The organism is Pedococcus sp. NPDC057267, assembly GCF_042668795.1.
GTDB lineage: Bacteria > Actinomycetota > Actinomycetes > Actinomycetales > Dermatophilaceae > Pedococcus.
The window spans coordinates 23,934-38,274 of the sequence record NZ_JBHUYG010000033.1; the positions used below are offsets into that span (position 1 = coordinate 23,934).

At 72.2% G+C, this 14,341-nt stretch carries 14 protein-coding genes; 3 read left to right on the forward strand and 11 right to left on the reverse strand.

The window, feature by feature from the left end; translation table 11 throughout:
• The 6 genes from ACFUC1_RS09325 to ACFUC1_RS09350 are packed head-to-tail and all read right to left on the reverse strand — an operon-like array spanning position 1 to position 6,233.
• Positions 1-1,482, reverse strand: coding sequence for a lipopolysaccharide biosynthesis protein (locus tag ACFUC1_RS09325; protein ID WP_379118943.1), 1,482 nt, complete (start codon positions 1,480-1,482; stop codon positions 1-3).
• Positions 1,483-1,510: 28 nt separating this feature from the next.
• Positions 1,511-2,170, reverse strand: coding sequence for a class I SAM-dependent methyltransferase (locus ACFUC1_RS09330; protein ID WP_379118945.1), 660 nt, complete (start codon positions 2,168-2,170; stop codon positions 1,511-1,513).
• A 10-nt stretch (positions 2,171-2,180) separates the two neighbouring features.
• Positions 2,181-3,203 (reverse strand): Gfo/Idh/MocA family protein, encoded by a 1,023-nt coding sequence (locus tag ACFUC1_RS09335; RefSeq protein WP_379118947.1) that lies wholly within the window; start codon positions 3,201-3,203, stop codon positions 2,181-2,183.
• A gap of 2 nt (positions 3,204-3,205) precedes the next feature.
• The gene (locus ACFUC1_RS09340; RefSeq protein ID WP_379118949.1) at positions 3,206-4,327 is read right to left on the reverse strand and encodes a DegT/DnrJ/EryC1/StrS family aminotransferase; all 1,122 of its coding nucleotides are present in this window, start codon (positions 4,325-4,327) and stop codon (positions 3,206-3,208) included.
• A gap of 5 nt (positions 4,328-4,332) precedes the next feature.
• On the reverse strand, positions 4,333-4,926 hold the full coding sequence (locus ACFUC1_RS09345) for an acyltransferase (protein ID WP_379118951.1): 594 nt from the start codon (positions 4,924-4,926) through the stop codon (positions 4,333-4,335).
• Positions 4,927-4,928: 2 nt separating this feature from the next.
• Positions 4,929-6,233: a nucleotide sugar dehydrogenase gene (locus ACFUC1_RS09350; RefSeq protein WP_379118953.1), complete on the reverse strand. Its 1,305-nt coding sequence runs from the start codon at positions 6,231-6,233 to the stop codon at positions 4,929-4,931.
• A gap of 150 nt (positions 6,234-6,383) precedes the next feature.
• Here ACFUC1_RS09350 and ACFUC1_RS09355 point away from each other — a divergent pair, with 150 nt between their 5' ends.
• Positions 6,384-7,142: a hypothetical protein gene (locus ACFUC1_RS09355; RefSeq protein WP_379118955.1), complete on the forward strand. Its 759-nt coding sequence runs from the start codon at positions 6,384-6,386 to the stop codon at positions 7,140-7,142.
• A 20-nt stretch (positions 7,143-7,162) separates the two neighbouring features.
• Here the strand turns inward: ACFUC1_RS09355 and ACFUC1_RS09360 are convergent, their stop codons facing one another.
• The 3 genes from ACFUC1_RS09360 to ACFUC1_RS09370 all read right to left on the reverse strand — a co-directional run bounded on the left by ACFUC1_RS09360 (position 7,163) and on the right by ACFUC1_RS09370 (position 11,208).
• Complete coding sequence (locus ACFUC1_RS09360) at positions 7,163-8,656, reverse strand: LCP family protein (RefSeq protein WP_379118957.1); 1,494 nt, start codon at positions 8,654-8,656, stop codon at positions 7,163-7,165.
• Positions 8,657-8,902: 246 nt separating this feature from the next.
• Positions 8,903-10,066 (reverse strand): acyl-CoA dehydrogenase family protein, encoded by a 1,164-nt coding sequence (locus ACFUC1_RS09365; RefSeq protein ID WP_379118959.1) that lies wholly within the window; start codon positions 10,064-10,066, stop codon positions 8,903-8,905.
• 77 nt (positions 10,067-10,143) lie between these two features.
• Positions 10,144-11,208: an LLM class F420-dependent oxidoreductase gene (locus ACFUC1_RS09370; RefSeq protein WP_379118961.1), complete on the reverse strand. Its 1,065-nt coding sequence runs from the start codon at positions 11,206-11,208 to the stop codon at positions 10,144-10,146.
• Between the two features lie 150 nt (positions 11,209-11,358).
• Here ACFUC1_RS09370 and ACFUC1_RS09375 point away from each other — a divergent pair, with 150 nt between their 5' ends.
• Positions 11,359-11,814, forward strand: coding sequence for a CoA-binding protein (locus ACFUC1_RS09375; protein WP_379118963.1), 456 nt, complete (start codon positions 11,359-11,361; stop codon positions 11,812-11,814).
• A 90-nt stretch (positions 11,815-11,904) separates the two neighbouring features.
• On the opposite strand, the gene purE is transcribed toward ACFUC1_RS09375, so the two are convergent.
• Positions 11,905-12,432 (reverse strand): 5-(carboxyamino)imidazole ribonucleotide mutase, encoded by a 528-nt coding sequence (gene purE / locus ACFUC1_RS09380; RefSeq protein WP_379118965.1) that lies wholly within the window; start codon positions 12,430-12,432, stop codon positions 11,905-11,907.
• Positions 12,429-13,640 carry a 5-(carboxyamino)imidazole ribonucleotide synthase gene (locus ACFUC1_RS09385; protein ID WP_379118967.1) on the reverse strand — a complete coding sequence of 404 codons (1,212 nt, stop codon included), beginning with the start codon at positions 13,638-13,640 and terminating at the stop codon, positions 12,429-12,431. The genes purE and ACFUC1_RS09385 overlap by 4 nt, the downstream gene beginning before the upstream one ends.
• A 113-nt stretch (positions 13,641-13,753) precedes the next feature.
• Here ACFUC1_RS09385 and ACFUC1_RS09390 point away from each other — a divergent pair, with 113 nt between their 5' ends.
• Positions 13,754-14,233: a GtrA family protein gene (locus tag ACFUC1_RS09390; protein ID WP_379118969.1), complete on the forward strand. Its 480-nt coding sequence runs from the start codon at positions 13,754-13,756 to the stop codon at positions 14,231-14,233.
• Positions 14,234-14,341: the final 108 nt, after the last annotated feature.

Consider the following 14,341-nt stretch of genomic DNA (forward strand, 5'->3'; position numbering starts at 1 on the left):
TCAGCCCGCGGGGGTGGGCCCGGGGCCCCTGCGCCACCGGAGCAGGGGCGTGAGGAGCCGCAGCACGACCTGGAGGTCCCGACGCACCACCACCAACCACACGGCCACGAAGACGACCGCGCACACGGGGTCCCACCACGGCCCCAGGCCCAGCGCGTCCCGGCCCAGCAGCAGCAGGACCGCCACGCCGACCCCCAGGAGCAGCCGCGCCACCAGCCCTCCCCACCGGTGCCCGTCCCGGCGCCAGACCAGGACGACGGGGATTCCCGCGATGACCAGTGTGCCGGCGAGGTACCCGACCGCGACGCCCAGCTCGCGCCAGGGTCCGGCCACCAGCCCCCAGACCCCCGCCCCCACGGCCAGGCCAGACATGCTCGCGACGCTCGTCGCCGCCATGCCTCGTTGCGAGCGGGTCGACAGGGAGTTGACGCTGGCCATGGCGAGGGTCATGGGCAGGACTGCGAAGAGCAGGACGGGCAGGAGCCGTCCGGCATCGGCGTACCGATGCCCCCAGATGACCCCGACGATGAGTCGGCTGCAGAGAGCCAGGGTCGCGAAGACCGGCACCATCACGACGACCAGCAGCCTCGTGGCCTGGTCCGTCTGCCAGCGGAAGGCATCGACGTCACGCCGGCCCCAGGCCTCCGCCATCGCGGGGAAGAGCACGAGGCTGAGCGAACCCGCGAGGAGCGATGCAGGCGTCGCCAGCGTCAGCGCCGCGGCATACTGGCCCGCCTGCTCGGGGGTCGAGACGAGCTTGGCCACGACCATCGACAGCTGGAGGAAGCCGGCGCTCGCGGTCGTGCCCGCCACTCCGAGCGCGACGAAGCCGTCGAGCTCGCGCCGCAGCGCGGGGGCCGGCTTGTGTCCGTGGGCGAACGGCCATCCGGCAACGGTGTACACGAGGTAGGCGACGGCCATGGGCAGCACCAACGACGGGCCGCGGAACCCGGCGAGGAGCATGACCAGGAGGCCGCCGAGACCGCCCACCATGATCGTGATGTCCCACACCGTCGCGCGGCCGACCTGCCCGATGCCGAACTGGAGCCCGCGGGCGAAGTTGTAGCCGCCGTAACCGACGACCAACGCGCCGACCCAGAGGCCACCGACGACGTCGCCGCGGATCCCGAGCACCCAGATCGGGACGGCGGCCAGACCGAGGACCGCCGTGGCCTGGGTCGTGCGACGACGCAGGTGGCGGGCGACCGTCGCGGCCTCCTCCGGCCGACCTGCCCCGCGGGCGCGGGCCAGGAACTTCGACGCGGCGCTGCCCGTGGTCGTGGGCCAGACGAGGCAGAGGAAGGTCGCTGCCGAGATGGCCGTCTGGACGACGCCGAGCAGGCTGGGACCGCCGAAGCGCCCGACGAGCAACGGGGTCACGAGCCGGAGCACGCCCTGCGCGGCGAGCCCCACCATGCTGAGCAGTCCCCGCGACGCCATCGAGGACTGGGTCTGCGCATCGAGGCGGACCGGGCGAACCACCTGCCGCCAGGACGACGCTGCTGCCACCCTAGGCGCTGGCGTAGAGGTACAGCGAGGACATCAGCCCGGTCTCCGCGGGAGGGTCGACCTTGCGCTGCAGCTGCCACTGCGGGCACTCGCGGGCGATCCACGCGGTGAACGAGCGGTGCCGCTCGTGCGGGACCCGTTCGCTGCCAGGGGCGTCGTTGCTGCAGATGACGACGTACCGCTCCGCGCTGGCGAACAGGCGACGCATGTAGTCCTCGAAGACCTCGTCCTCGACCAGGTGGAAGATGACCTCCATCGAGAGGGCCATGTCCGCCCGCAGCCAGCCGGCGGGGTCGGCGAGCTCGGTGGGCTCGAAGCGCAGGAAGCTCTTGGTGGGATCGGACTTGAACCGCTCGATGCACTGGCGGATCGCCGTCGCCGAGCGATCCACCCCGAGGTAGCGCGGGTAGTCCGCCAGGGACAGCTGGTTGCCGTCGCCACACCCCAGGTCGATGACCGAGGTGACCCCCAGCTCACGGACCCAGCTGTTGACGACCTCGGCCTTCCACTGCGCCGAGGCGCCGTAGGAACCCGGGCCGGAGGTGCCCCCCGCTGCATAGCGGTCCTCCCAGTACCGCCCGCTGCCCTTGAAGGTCAGGTGGCGCAACCGGACGACTGCGGGGGTGGTGGCGGCCCTGGTGAGCGTCTGCTTGAGGTCCATGCGGGTCACGCTAGCCCACGGACGCGTCGGCGCCGGCGCCCCGCGCGGCGACGGCCACGGTGGTCCCGGTCCTGGCCGACTCGATGCAGGCCTCAGCCACCCGGACCACGTCCAGGCCCTGGCTCATCGTGACGATGTCGGCCTCCTTGCCCAGCACAGCGTCGCGGAAGTTCTCGTGCTCCACGCGCAGGGGCTCGGGCTTGGCGATCGCGTAGCGGACCACGTCGCCCTCCGAGACCCCGCGGAACCGCGAGATGTCGTCCCACGTCGTGCTGACCTCGCCGTTGGCGTGGAACGTGAGGTCGGCCGTCAGGGTGTCGGCGACGAACGCGCCGCGCTCGCCGGTGATGATCGTGACGCGCTCCTTGAGCGGCGAGAGCCAGTTGACGAGGTGGCTCGTGACGGTCCCCCCGCTGAGCTGGCCGACGACCGCGACGAGGTCCTCGTGCTCGCGGCCGGACTTGTACGCGGTGCGGGCGGCCACGGAGGTGTACTCCTGCTGGGTCACCCACGCGGTGAGGTCGATGTCGTGCGTGCCGAGGTCCTTGACCACACCCACGTCGGCGATGCGCGCCGGGAACGGGCCCTGGCGGCGGGTCGTGACCTGGTAGACGTCCCCGAGCTCGCCGGCCTCGAGCCGCGCCCGGGCACTCTGGAGTGCCGGGTTGTAGCGCTCGATGTGCCCGACCGCGCCGATCAGTCCCGCCTCCTCGAAGGCCTTGGCCAGGCGGACGGCCGACGGGGTGTCCTGGGCCAGCGGCTTCTCGATGATGGCGTGCACCCCGGCCGCGGCCAGCGCGAGCCCCACGGGCTCGTGGTAGACCGTGGGGACGGCCACCATGCAGTAGTCGATGCCGTGCTTGATCAGGCCCTCGATGGAGTCCTCGAGCGGACGGTCGCCGGCCACCCCGTGGGCGTCGCCCCCGGGATCGGCCACGGCGACGAGGTCCACACCGGGCAGCGAGCCGAGCACCCGGGCGTGGTGCCTGCCCATCATGCCCAGGCCGATGAGGCCCGCGCGCAGGTTCGCCATCGTCAGGCACCCGCCTTCGCGAGCGTGTTCACCGCGGTCACGATGCGCTCCAGGTCGTCCTGGCTCAGCGACGGGTGGACCGGCAGCGACAGGCACTCGGCGGCGGCCTTCATCGTCTCCGGCAGGTCGGAGTCCGACGTGGTGCCGGCGAACGGCTTCAGCTGGTGGTTGGGCACCGGGTAGAACATGCCGGAGCCGACGTTGAACTCCTCGCGCAGGGCCTTGGCGAAGCCGTCCCGGTCCTGGGGCACGCGGATCGTGTACTGGTGGTAGACGTGCACCGCACCCTCGGCAACGGGCGGCGGGGTGACGCCCTCGAGGTTCGCGGAGAGGAACGCGGCGTTGTCCTGGCGCTGCCTGGTCCAGGCGTCGACCTTGGTGAGCTGGACCCGGCCGATCGCGGCGTGGATGTCGGTCATGCGGTTGTTCAGGCCCACGACCTCGTTGTGGTACTGCTGCAGCATGCCCTGGTTGCGGTAGAGCCGCATGAGCCGCTCGGTCTCGTCGTCGGCGACGGAGACCATGCCGCCCTCGCCTGCGGTCATGTTCTTGGTCGGGTAGAGCGAGAACATCGCGAACTGGCCGAAGGCGCCGACGGGGGTGCCGTCCAGCGAGGCGCCGTGGGCCTGCGCGGCGTCCTCGAACACCTTGAGGCCGTGCTTGTCCGCGACCTCCTGCAGCTGGCGCATCTTGGCCGGGTGGCCGTACAGGTGGACCGGCATGATGCCGACCGTGCGCTCGGTGACGACGGCCTCGACCGCGGCCGGGTCGAGGCAGAAGTCGTCGGCGCTGATGTCGGCGAAGACCGGGGTCGCGCCGGTGAGCGCCACCGAGTTGCAGGTCGCCGCGAAGGTGAACGACGGGACGATGACCTCGGCGCCGGGGCCGACGCCGGAGGACAGCAGGCCCAGGTGCAGGCCCGACGTGCCGGAGTTGACGGCGACACAGGCGCGGCCGAGGCCGAAGTGGGCGCTGAACTCCTCCTCGAACGCCTTGACCTCCGGGCCCTGCGCGAGCATCCCGGAGCGCAGGACGCGGTCGACCGCCTCGCGCTCCTCGTCGCCGATGAGCGGCTTGGCGGGCGGGATGAACTCGCTGGTCGCCGTGCTGGTGGTCTGGGACATGGCGGTCAGGCCTCCGTGAGGGTGTCGTTGTTCTCGAGGTAGGTGTCGCCGGTCGTGGGGCACACCCACGTGCCGGGCTCGCTGCCGGGCTCCAGCGGGGTGCCGGCCTTGCCGACCCAGCGGATGCGCCTGGCCGGCACCCCGGCCACGAGCGCGAAGTCGGGGACGTCCTTGGTGACGACGGAGCCGGCGGCGACGAGCGCCCAGCGGCCGATGGTCACCGGGGCGACGCAGACGGACCGGGCGCCGATGGACGCGCCGGTGCGGCAGGTGACCCCCACGGCCTCCCAGTCGGCGCCGCTCTTGAGCGTGCCGTCCGGGTTGACCGCGCGGGGGTAGTGGTCGTTGGTGAAGACGACCGCGGGCCCCACGAAGACGCCGTCCTCGAGGACGGCGGGCTCGTAGACGAGGGCGTAGTTCTGCAGCTTGCAGTTGTCGCCGAGGGTCACGCCGGGGCCGACGTAGGCGCCACGGCCGACGACGCAGTTGCTGCCCAGCGTCGCACCCTCGCGCACCTGCGCGAGGTGCCAGATCGAGCTGCCGTCACCGATGGTCGCCTCCGGGGAGACGTCGGCCGAGTCGACGATGCGGGCGGCCATGCTCAGCGGACCTTCTCGCCCTGGCCGACGACGAGGAGTCGCACCCCGTCGAAGCGCGCCGCGTCCAGGACCCGACGGCCGTCGACGACGACCTGCACCCCGGGGAAGTCGGCGGCGGACAGGTCGCGGTACTCGGCGTGGTCGGCCTGCACGACGACGACGTCCACCGGCTCACCGAGGGAGTACGCGTCCCAGCCGAACGTCGCGAGCTCGTCCGCGGCATACATCGGGTCGTGGACCACGACGGTGGCGCCGGCCTCGCGCAGGGCGTCGACGGTGGCGAAGACACCGGAGAACGCGGTCTCCTTGACGCCGCCGCGGTAGGAGGCGCCGAGGACGGCGACGCGCTTGCCCTCGAGCGAGCCGCCGGCAGCGCCGACGGTGAGCCCGACGGTGTATGCCGGCATGGCCGCGTTGGCCTCGCGGGCGGCCCGGACGACCGTGGCGTCGGGGTCGTTCCACAGGTAGAGCCGCGGGTAGACCGGGATGCAGTGACCGCCGACGGCGATGCCGGGACGGTGGATGTGGCTGTACGGCTGGGAGTTGCTGGCCTCGATGACCTGGAAGACGTCGATGCCGTTCCTGGCGGCGAAGGCACCGAACTGGTTGGCCAGGCCGATGTTCACGTCGCGGTACGTGGTCTCGGCGAGCTTGGCCATCTCGGCCGCCTCGGCGGACCCGAGGTCCCAGACGCCGTTCGGGCGGGCCAGGTCGGGGCGGTCGTCGAACTGCAGCACCTGCTCGTAGAACTCGACCGCGCGCTTGGCGCCCTCGTCGGAGAGGCCGCCGAGCAGCTTGGGGTACTTGCGCAGGTCCTCGAACACACGGCCGGTGAGCACGCGCTCCGGGGAGAAGACCAGGTGGAAGTCGGTGCCCTCGGTGAGGCCGCTGCCCTGCTCGAGCCTCGGCTTCCACCGGGTGCGGGTCGTGCCGACCGGGAGGGTGGTCTCGTAGACGACCAGGGTGCCCGGCTTGAGCCCGCGGGCGATGTCGTCGGTCGCGGAGTCCATCCACGCGAAGTCGGGGCGGGCCTCCTCGTCCACGAAGAGCGGCACGACCACGACGACGGCGTCGCTCTCGGCGACGGCGGCGGCGGTGTCGGTGGTGGCCCGGAGGTTGCCGGCGGAGACGACCTCGGCGAGGTACTCCGCAAGGTGCGCCTCACCGGGGAACGGCTCGGTGCCCGCGTTCACCACCTCGACGAGTGGTCCGCTGACGTCCGCCCCGAGCACCTCGTGGCCCGACCTGGCGAACTGGACGGCGAGGGGAAGGCCGATCTTGCCCAGCCCCACGACGGTGATCTTCACGAGTCTCCTTCGGTAAGCGACCCACAGATACTAGTGCCTGCCGAGCACGTCGCCGTCCACGCGGGGGTCGCTGCACCGCCCCCGGGGCGCCGCCACACCGGGCTGGTGCCTGACCGCACCCGGCAGCCCCCGCACCGGATACTGGGCTCCATGCCCACCCCCAGCCCCTCGGCGCACGCCGACGACGCCGGCAGCCCGCATGTGGCGAAGCTGGCCAAGCTGCTCGACGACGTGGAGCACGCCCGGGTCCACGTCCCGGCCTGGCTGCGGGCCACGAGTCCGGAGAACCGGCTGCCGGTGGCGTTCGCCATCCTCGTGGCCATCGCGCTGCAGCTGCGGCTCACGGACCGGTACGGCCTCCACCCCCGGTGGCTGCTCCCGGCGCTGGAGCTCGCCCTGCTGGTGGTCCTCAGTGTCATCAACCCGGTGCGGCTCAACCGCTCGACCCGCCTCGGGCGCAGCTGCAGCGTGGTCCTCGTCGCGGTCATCACGATCGACAACGCGGTCTCGGCCGGGGCGCTCGACGCCAGCATCCTGCGGGGCCGGGCCGGCGAGGACGCCATCGCCCTCATGGCCAGCGGCGCGGCCATCTACGCGACCAACGTCATCGCCTTCGGCATCTGGTACTGGGAGCTCGACCGGGGCGGCCCCTTCCAGCGCGCCCGGGGGACGCGACCGCACCCGGACTTCCTCTTCCCGCAGATGTCCGACCCCCACCTGGCGTCACCGGACTGGGAGCCGCTGTTCGTGGACTACCTCTACGTCAGCCTCACCAACGTGTTCGCCTTCTCCCCCACCGACACGCTCCCCCTCAGCCGGTGGGCGAAGAGCCTCATGGCCTGCCAGTCGGTGGTCGCGCTGTCGACGACGGCCCTCGTCGTCGCGCGGGCCGTCAACATCCTCAAGTAGCGCGGGGCCGGGCGGCCCGGCTACTTGACGCAGGGGATGCCACCGCCCGACAGGTCCGTCAGCGCCGTCACGGGCGGCCCGCTGCGGCCGCCCCCGGTGGCCGCGACCGCCTTGGCGGGGGCCTGCGTGGCCGTGGGGGTGCCGCCGAGCGCGGTCGGCATGCTGAAGCCGGTTCCGATCACCACGCGCAGGCTCCCCGGCGCGACGCCGCTGCGCACACGCGTCGGCAGCCCCCCGAGCAGCGCCGCGAGGGCGGCCGCCGCGTCCTGCTCACCCGGGGCGTAGTCGACCAGGGAGGTCTCCAGGATGGTGGGGTTGGTGCCGCTGGGACCGGTCCGGTACCCCTTGGCCCCCAGCGCGGTGGCCACGGTGCGCGCAGCACCGGGGCGTCCCGAGGCGTTGACGACGTCCACCAGCAGCTGGGCCGGTGCCGTGGTCCCCGTCGGGGTGGTCGTCGGGCGTGACGCCGCGGTTGCGCCCGACCCGCCGTACAGCAGCTGGTGCACCGTGCTCTGGATCAGCGGGAGGTCGACGATGTTGACGGCCTCCCCCCTGGGGTCGTGGCCGAACCGGGCCACGGGCAGCGTGAAGAAGTGGATCTGCCCGCCGGACAGGTTCGAGGCGACCCGCGCCAGCGACAGGACGTCCAGGCCGCCGTCGACGGCGGTGTTCCGCTTGGCGACGTTGAGGATGGCGTCGAGCTTGCCGGGGTCGGTGAAGGTGTCGGCCTGCTTGAGCTGGTAGAAGAGCGAGGCGATGAAGGCCTGCTGCCGGCGGGAGCGGTCGAGGTCGGTGAAGTTGAGGTCGGGGTGGACCGTGTCGCGCCGCTGCCGGACGAAGCCCAGCGCCTGGGAGGCGTTGATCTGCTGCCGCCCCGCGTGGAAGTTGGCCCCGGAGTACGCGTCCTGGGTGTCCTCCTTGACGCAGACCGTGATGGGCTGGACCACCTGGGAGATCTGGAAGAAGGCCACCATCGTGACCTCGACGAAGTGGTCGATGGGCACGCCACCCAGGAACTGCCGCACGGTGTCCATCTCCGCCTTGCGACCCGCGTCACGCGCGCGCTGCTGCAGCGTGGTGCCGCTCAGCCCCTGCTGGGCCAGGCGTCGGGACGCCTGGTCGAAGGCGAGCCCGTAGGCCTGCTTGATCTTCCCCATGCACTCCCCGTCCGGGCACCCGGCCAGGGCGGCGTAGTCGTCGCGCGGGATCGCGATCGCGGTGGCACTGCCGCCGTTGCCGGGGATGTGGAGCAGCATGAGGACGTTGGAGTTGAGGCCGCCGTTCTGCTGGTCGCCGCTGTGCAGGGCTGCGTACAGGGCCTTGGGCAGCGGCTTGCCGTTCTCGTCGAGGCGGCTGTCCAGGCCCATCACGAGGATGTTGGTGTCGCCGTGCAGGGAGCCCGGTCCCGAGGCGCGGGCGTCGGAGCGCTTGATCCCCGAGGACAGGCTGACGTACTCGTAGCCGGCGTAGCCGACCAGCGCCGCCAGCAGGGCCACGACGACGGTCGCCGCCACGACGACAGGTCGTCGGGCGCGGCGGGTCCGCCGGGGCCCCCGGACGGTCGCCGACGGGTCGGCGGGGGCATCAGCTGGGCGTCGGGGCACGAGATCTCCTTGCGTGGCGCGCAGCGTGACGACAGGGCGCTGCGCCGTGATCTCGCGATCGTAGGCACCCCGGCTGGGCGTTGGATCAAGCAAGGAGGCACCGGCGCGTCGCCACCGGTGGCCCCGGTGAGCACGCGCCCGGTGTCGTCCTGCGGGCTACCTCAGGATCTGCCGCGCCATCACGACGCGCTGGATCTGGTTGGTGCCCTCGTAGATCTGGGTGATCTTGGCGTCGCGCATCATCCGCTCGACCGGGAAGTCGCGGACGTACCCCGCGCCACCGAGCAGCTGCACCGCGTCGGTCGTGACCTCCATGGCGACGTCCGAGGCGTAGCACTTGGCGGCCGCCCCGAAGAACGTGAGGTCCGCGTCCGCGCGCTCCGACTTGGCGGCCGCGGCATACACCATCTGGCGGGCGGCCTCGACCTTCATCGCCATGTCGGCGAGCATGAACTGGACGCCCTGGAACTCGGCGACGTGCTTGCCGAACTGCTTGCGCTCCTTGACGTACGCGACGGCGTGGTCGAGCGCGCCCTGGGCGATGCCGACGGCCTGCGCGCCGATGGTGACGCGGGTGTGGTCGAGGGTCTCGAGCGCGATCTTGAGGCCGGCGCCGACCTCGCCGACGACCCTGTCGCCGGGGATGCGGACGTTGTCGAAGTGCAGCTCGCGGGTGGGGCTGCCCTTGATGCCGAGCTTGCGCTCCTTCTCGCCGAAGGTGAAGCCCTCGTCGGACTTCTCGACGACGAACGCGGTGACGTTGGCGCCGCGGCGGCCCTCGGGGTCGGTGACCGCGAGGACGGTGTAGTAGTCGGAGACGCCGGCGTTGGTGATCCAGGACTTCTGGCCGTTCAGCACCCAGCCGTCGCCGTCCTGCCGCGCGCGCGTCTTCATCGACGCGGTGTCGGAGCCGGCCTCGCGCTCGGACAGCCCGTAGGAGAAGGTCGAGCGCCCCTCGGCCACCGGGGGCAGGTAGCGCTGCTTGACGTCCTCGCTCGCCGCGAGGATGAGCGGCATCGTGCCGAGCTTGTTGACCGCCGGGATCAGGGAGGCCGACGCGTCGACCCGGGCGACCTCCTCGATGACGATGCAGGTCGCGAGCGCGTCGGCACCGACGCCGCCGTACTCCTCGCCGATGTGCGGCGCGAAGAAGTCGCTCGCGACGAGGGCGTCGTGCGCCTCCTGCGGGTAGCGCGCCTCCTCGTCGACCGCCGCGGCGTACGGGGCGATCTTGTCCTGCGCCACGGCGCGCACGGCCTCGCGCAGCGCCTCGTGGTCCTCGGAGATCCGGAAGAGGTCGAAGTTCGGGTTACCGCTCACAGGTGGTCAGGTTACCCGCTGGTATGCCGTGACGGCACCGGTACGCGCTGTGGCACCGGCCACGCCCCTGAGCCGCTTCAGATCTCCTGCCGGAGGTGCCAGAGGTGGCCGTGCTGCTCGCGGTCGAGCAGCTCGGGCATGACGTCGCGCTCGAACATGGCGATGCCCGTCGTGTCGTAGGCGGCCTCGTAGAAGTAGGAGATGAGGTACCGCATGCCGAGGCCCTCGAGCACGCGCAGCCGCTCGACCAGCTGCTCGGCGGTGCCGACCCCCGGCGACCGGCGCAGCTCCTCCATCCGGCGCTCGCGCTGGGCGTCCGGGACGCCGGCGCCCTTCATGTGGTCGTCGAGCCAGGACAGGCGGTCCGCGATCTCCCGCTCGTCGGCACCGATGACGATGTCGAGGTTGGTGGTGCGGGTGATCTCGGAGAAGTCGCGACCCACGTCCTCGCAGCGCTGCCGCAGCACCTCGGACTTGTGCTGGAAGTCCTCGGGGACGCCGGAGCCGAAGTTGGTGTAGTCGGCATACCGCGCGGCGATCCGCAGGGTGACCTTCTCGCCGCCGCCGGCGACCCACATCGGGATGTTGTTGGCCCTCGAGCCGGGCTGGGCGGTGCCCTGCAGGGGCAGCGGGCGGCACAGCGCGCCGTCGGTGGCCCAGTGCTTGCCGGAGAAGGTGGACGTCCCCTCGGTCCACATCTGGCGGAAGATCTGCACGCCCTCCTCGAGGCGCGCGAGCCGCTCGCCCGCACCGGGGAAGCCGTAGCCGTAGGCCTTCCACTCGTGCTCGTACCAGCCTGCGCCGATGCCCATCTCGAGGCGGCCCTCGGACACGACGTCGACGGTGGCCGCGACCTTCGCCAGGTAGGCCGGGTTGCGGTAGCTCATGCACGTGCACATCTGCCCGAGCCGCACCCGGCCGGTGACGCCGGCGAACGCGGCCATGAGGGTCCACGCCTCGTGGGTGGCCTCCTCGCTGGGGACCGGCACGGTGTGGAAGTGGTCGTACACCCAGATCGACGCCCAGTCCTCGTTGGCGTCGGCCCGGCGCGCGAGCCCGGCCATGACGCCCCAGTGCTGGCTCGGGTCGATCCCGACGAGGTCCATCTTCCAGCCCTGCGGGATGAACAGTCCGAACTTCATGGCGCTCCTCGGGTCGCGTGCCTGCGGCGTACGACCCTCACCCTAGGTGCGCTGCGGGGCGGACGCCGCTCATGGGCGCCCTCCCCGCTGCGCCGGGGAGGCGGCCGGGGTGCTGCTTGCCAGGAGGACGAATCGTGTGATGCTGGCAGGGTGACGTTGAAGCACCAGAACGACCCCGATCTCATCCGTGAGCTGCTGGTCGATCCCGGCACCTGGGCCGTCGTCGGACTGTCCGCGAACCGCGACCGGCCGGCGTACGACGTGGCGCGCTGGCTCAAGATGGAGCTCGGCAAGGGCCTCGTCGCGGTCCACCCGTCGGCGCAGGCGGTCCACGACTCCCCCGCCTACGCCTCGTTGGCTGACATCCCGGACGGCACCGACCTGAAGGTGGTCGACTGCTTCGTCAACTCCCAGCACGTCGGTGCCGTCGTCGACGAGGCGATCGAGCACAGGGACCGGTTGCAGATCGACGCGGTGTGGATGCAGCTGGACGTGGTGGACGAGGCGGCAGCGCGCCGCGCCCGCGACGCGGGTCTGGCTGTCGTGATGGACACGTGCCCGCGCATCGAGTGGCGGAACGTGCGGTCCGCCGGCATGGCTCGCTGAGCCCGGCGCCACCAGCGAGACCCCGCCGGCTCGGCGCGGACGCCTGAGCCGTCCGGTGCGTCCCGCCCCAGCGGTCCGGTGCGTCCCGGCTCAGCGGGTGGTGCGCTCCCGCAGCGAGGCGCCCTTGGCGTGGGCGGCGTCGCGCAGCGACGCCTGGAAGGCGGTCATCCGCTCGCGCAGCCCCTCGGCATACGAGCCCTCCCCCGCGGCGAGGACCCGCACGGCGAGCAGGCCCGCGTTGCGCGCCCCGCCGATCGACACCGTCGCGACGGGAACGCCCGCGGGCATCTGGACGATCGACAGCAGCGAGTCCATGCCGTCGAGGTGCTTCAGCGGCACCGGAACCCCGATGACCGGAAGCGGGGTGACGGCGGCGAGCATGCCGGGCAGGTGCGCGGCTCCCCCGGCCCCGGCGACGACCACCCGCAGGCCGCGGCCGGCGGCCTGCTGCCCGTAGGCGATCATCTCGTCGGGCATGCGGTGCGCGGAGACGACGTCCGCCTCGTACGGCACGCCGAACTCCTCGAGCGCGAGCGCCGCCTGCTCCATGACCGGCCAGTCGCTGTCGCTGCCCATGACCAGCCCGACGAGGGGCTGCGTCGACGCGGTGTCGCTCATTCGGTGACCACTCCCGTGAGGTAGTCGGCAGCGTGCTGGGCGCGCTTGCGCAGGTCCGCGAGGTCGGTGCCGCTGACGTTGACGTGACCGATCTTGCGACCGGGCCGGACGGACTTGCCGTACAGGTGCACCTTGAGCCCGGGGTCGCGTGCCATGACGTGCCGGTATGCCGGGTAGAGCTCCGGGTAGTCCCCGCCGAGCACGTTGGCCATCACGGTCCACGGCGCCCGCGGGGCGGGCGAGCCGAGCGGCAGGTCGAGGACCGCGCGCAGGTGCTGCTCGAACTGCCCGGTGACGGCGCCGTCCATCGACCAGTGGCCGGAGTTGTGCGGTCGCATGGCCAGCTCGTTGACGACGTACTCGGGCGCGCCCGTCTCGGGGTCGCGCACCTCGAACATCTCCACGGCGAAGACGCCGGTGACGCCGAGGTCCTCGGCGATGCGCAGCGCGGCCTCGGTCGCCACCGCTGCCAGGTGCGGGTCGAGGTCGGGGGCCGGCGCCAGCACCTCGGTGCAGATGCCGTCGGTCTGGACGGTCTCGACGACCGGCCACGCAGCGGCCTGGTCCGACGGGCTGCGGGCGACCAGGACGGCCAGCTCGCGGACGAAGTCGACCTTCTCCTCGAGCAGCAGGCCGTCGCGCAGCGGTCCGCCGCCTTGCGCGGCGTCGCGGTCGGCCTGCTCCAGCCAGTCCGCGAGCTCCTCGACCGAGCCGACGACCCGCACGCCCTTGCCGTCGTACCCGCCCCGCGGGGTCTTGGCGACGAGCGGCCAGCCGACCTGCGCGGCGAACGTCTCCACGTCCGCGGCGGTCCGGGCCTGCGCCCATGCCGGGCAGGCGACGTCGATCTCGGTGAGCCGGTGGCGCATCGCCAGCTTGTCCTGGGCGAAGACCAGTGCGGCGGGGCTGGGGTGCAGCGCGACGCCACGCTCCTCCAGCGCCGCGAGGACCTCCGGCGGGACGTGCTCGTGGTCGAAGGTGACGACGTCGCACTCGGCCGCGAACGCGAGCACGGCGTCGACGTCGGTGTGCGACCCCACCGGGGCGGAGGGGATCACCTGCGCTGCCGCCGCGTCGGGCGCCTCGGCGAGGACCGACAGGGAGACGGCGAGCTCGGCGGCCGGGCCGGCGCACATGCGGGCCAGCTGGCCGCCACCGATGACACCGACCACGGGGAAGCCGCCGGGGGCACGCTGCGGGGAGGTCACGCCGCGAGGATAGCGACGCACGGGGTCCGCCGTTCCTCCGGCTCCCGGTCGCGTTCGTCCGGTACCGGGTCGTGGTGGCACGCGGGCACAGGCTGCCCCGGTACGCTCCCCCGGTGGCACCCACCTCCGTCCTCGACCGCGCCCGTGGCGCCGTCGGGGTGCTCTACCGCGAGATGATCAAGTTCGGCGTCGTCGGAGCGGTCTCGTTCGTCGTCGACGTCGGCCTCATGAACGTGCTGCGGCACACCGTCATGGAGGACAAGCCGACGGGCGCCAAGGTCGTCTCGGCCTCGGTCGCGACCGCCATCGCGTGGATCGGCAACCGCGCCTGGACGTTCCGGCACCGGCGCAACCGTCCCGCGCACCACGAAGCGGGCCTGTTCTTCCTCACCAACGGCATCGCGCTGCTCATCGGAGCGGGCTGCATCGCCCTGTCGCACTACGGGTTCGGCCTGAAGTCCCTGGCCGCCGACAACGTCGCGAACGTCGTGGGCATCGCCCTCGGCACGCTCTTCCGGTTCTGGGCGTACCGCCAGTTCGTCTTCCGCCGCGAGCCGCTGGTCGACACCTCCCCGCTCTCCGAGCACCACTGACCCCCCGGGCCGGCGAGGCGTCTCCACTCCCGCTCGGCGAGGCCGACGAGCAGCCGCCCCCCTCCCCGGCAACACGGCAGTTGCTGGCATGAAACGGCACTTCTGAAG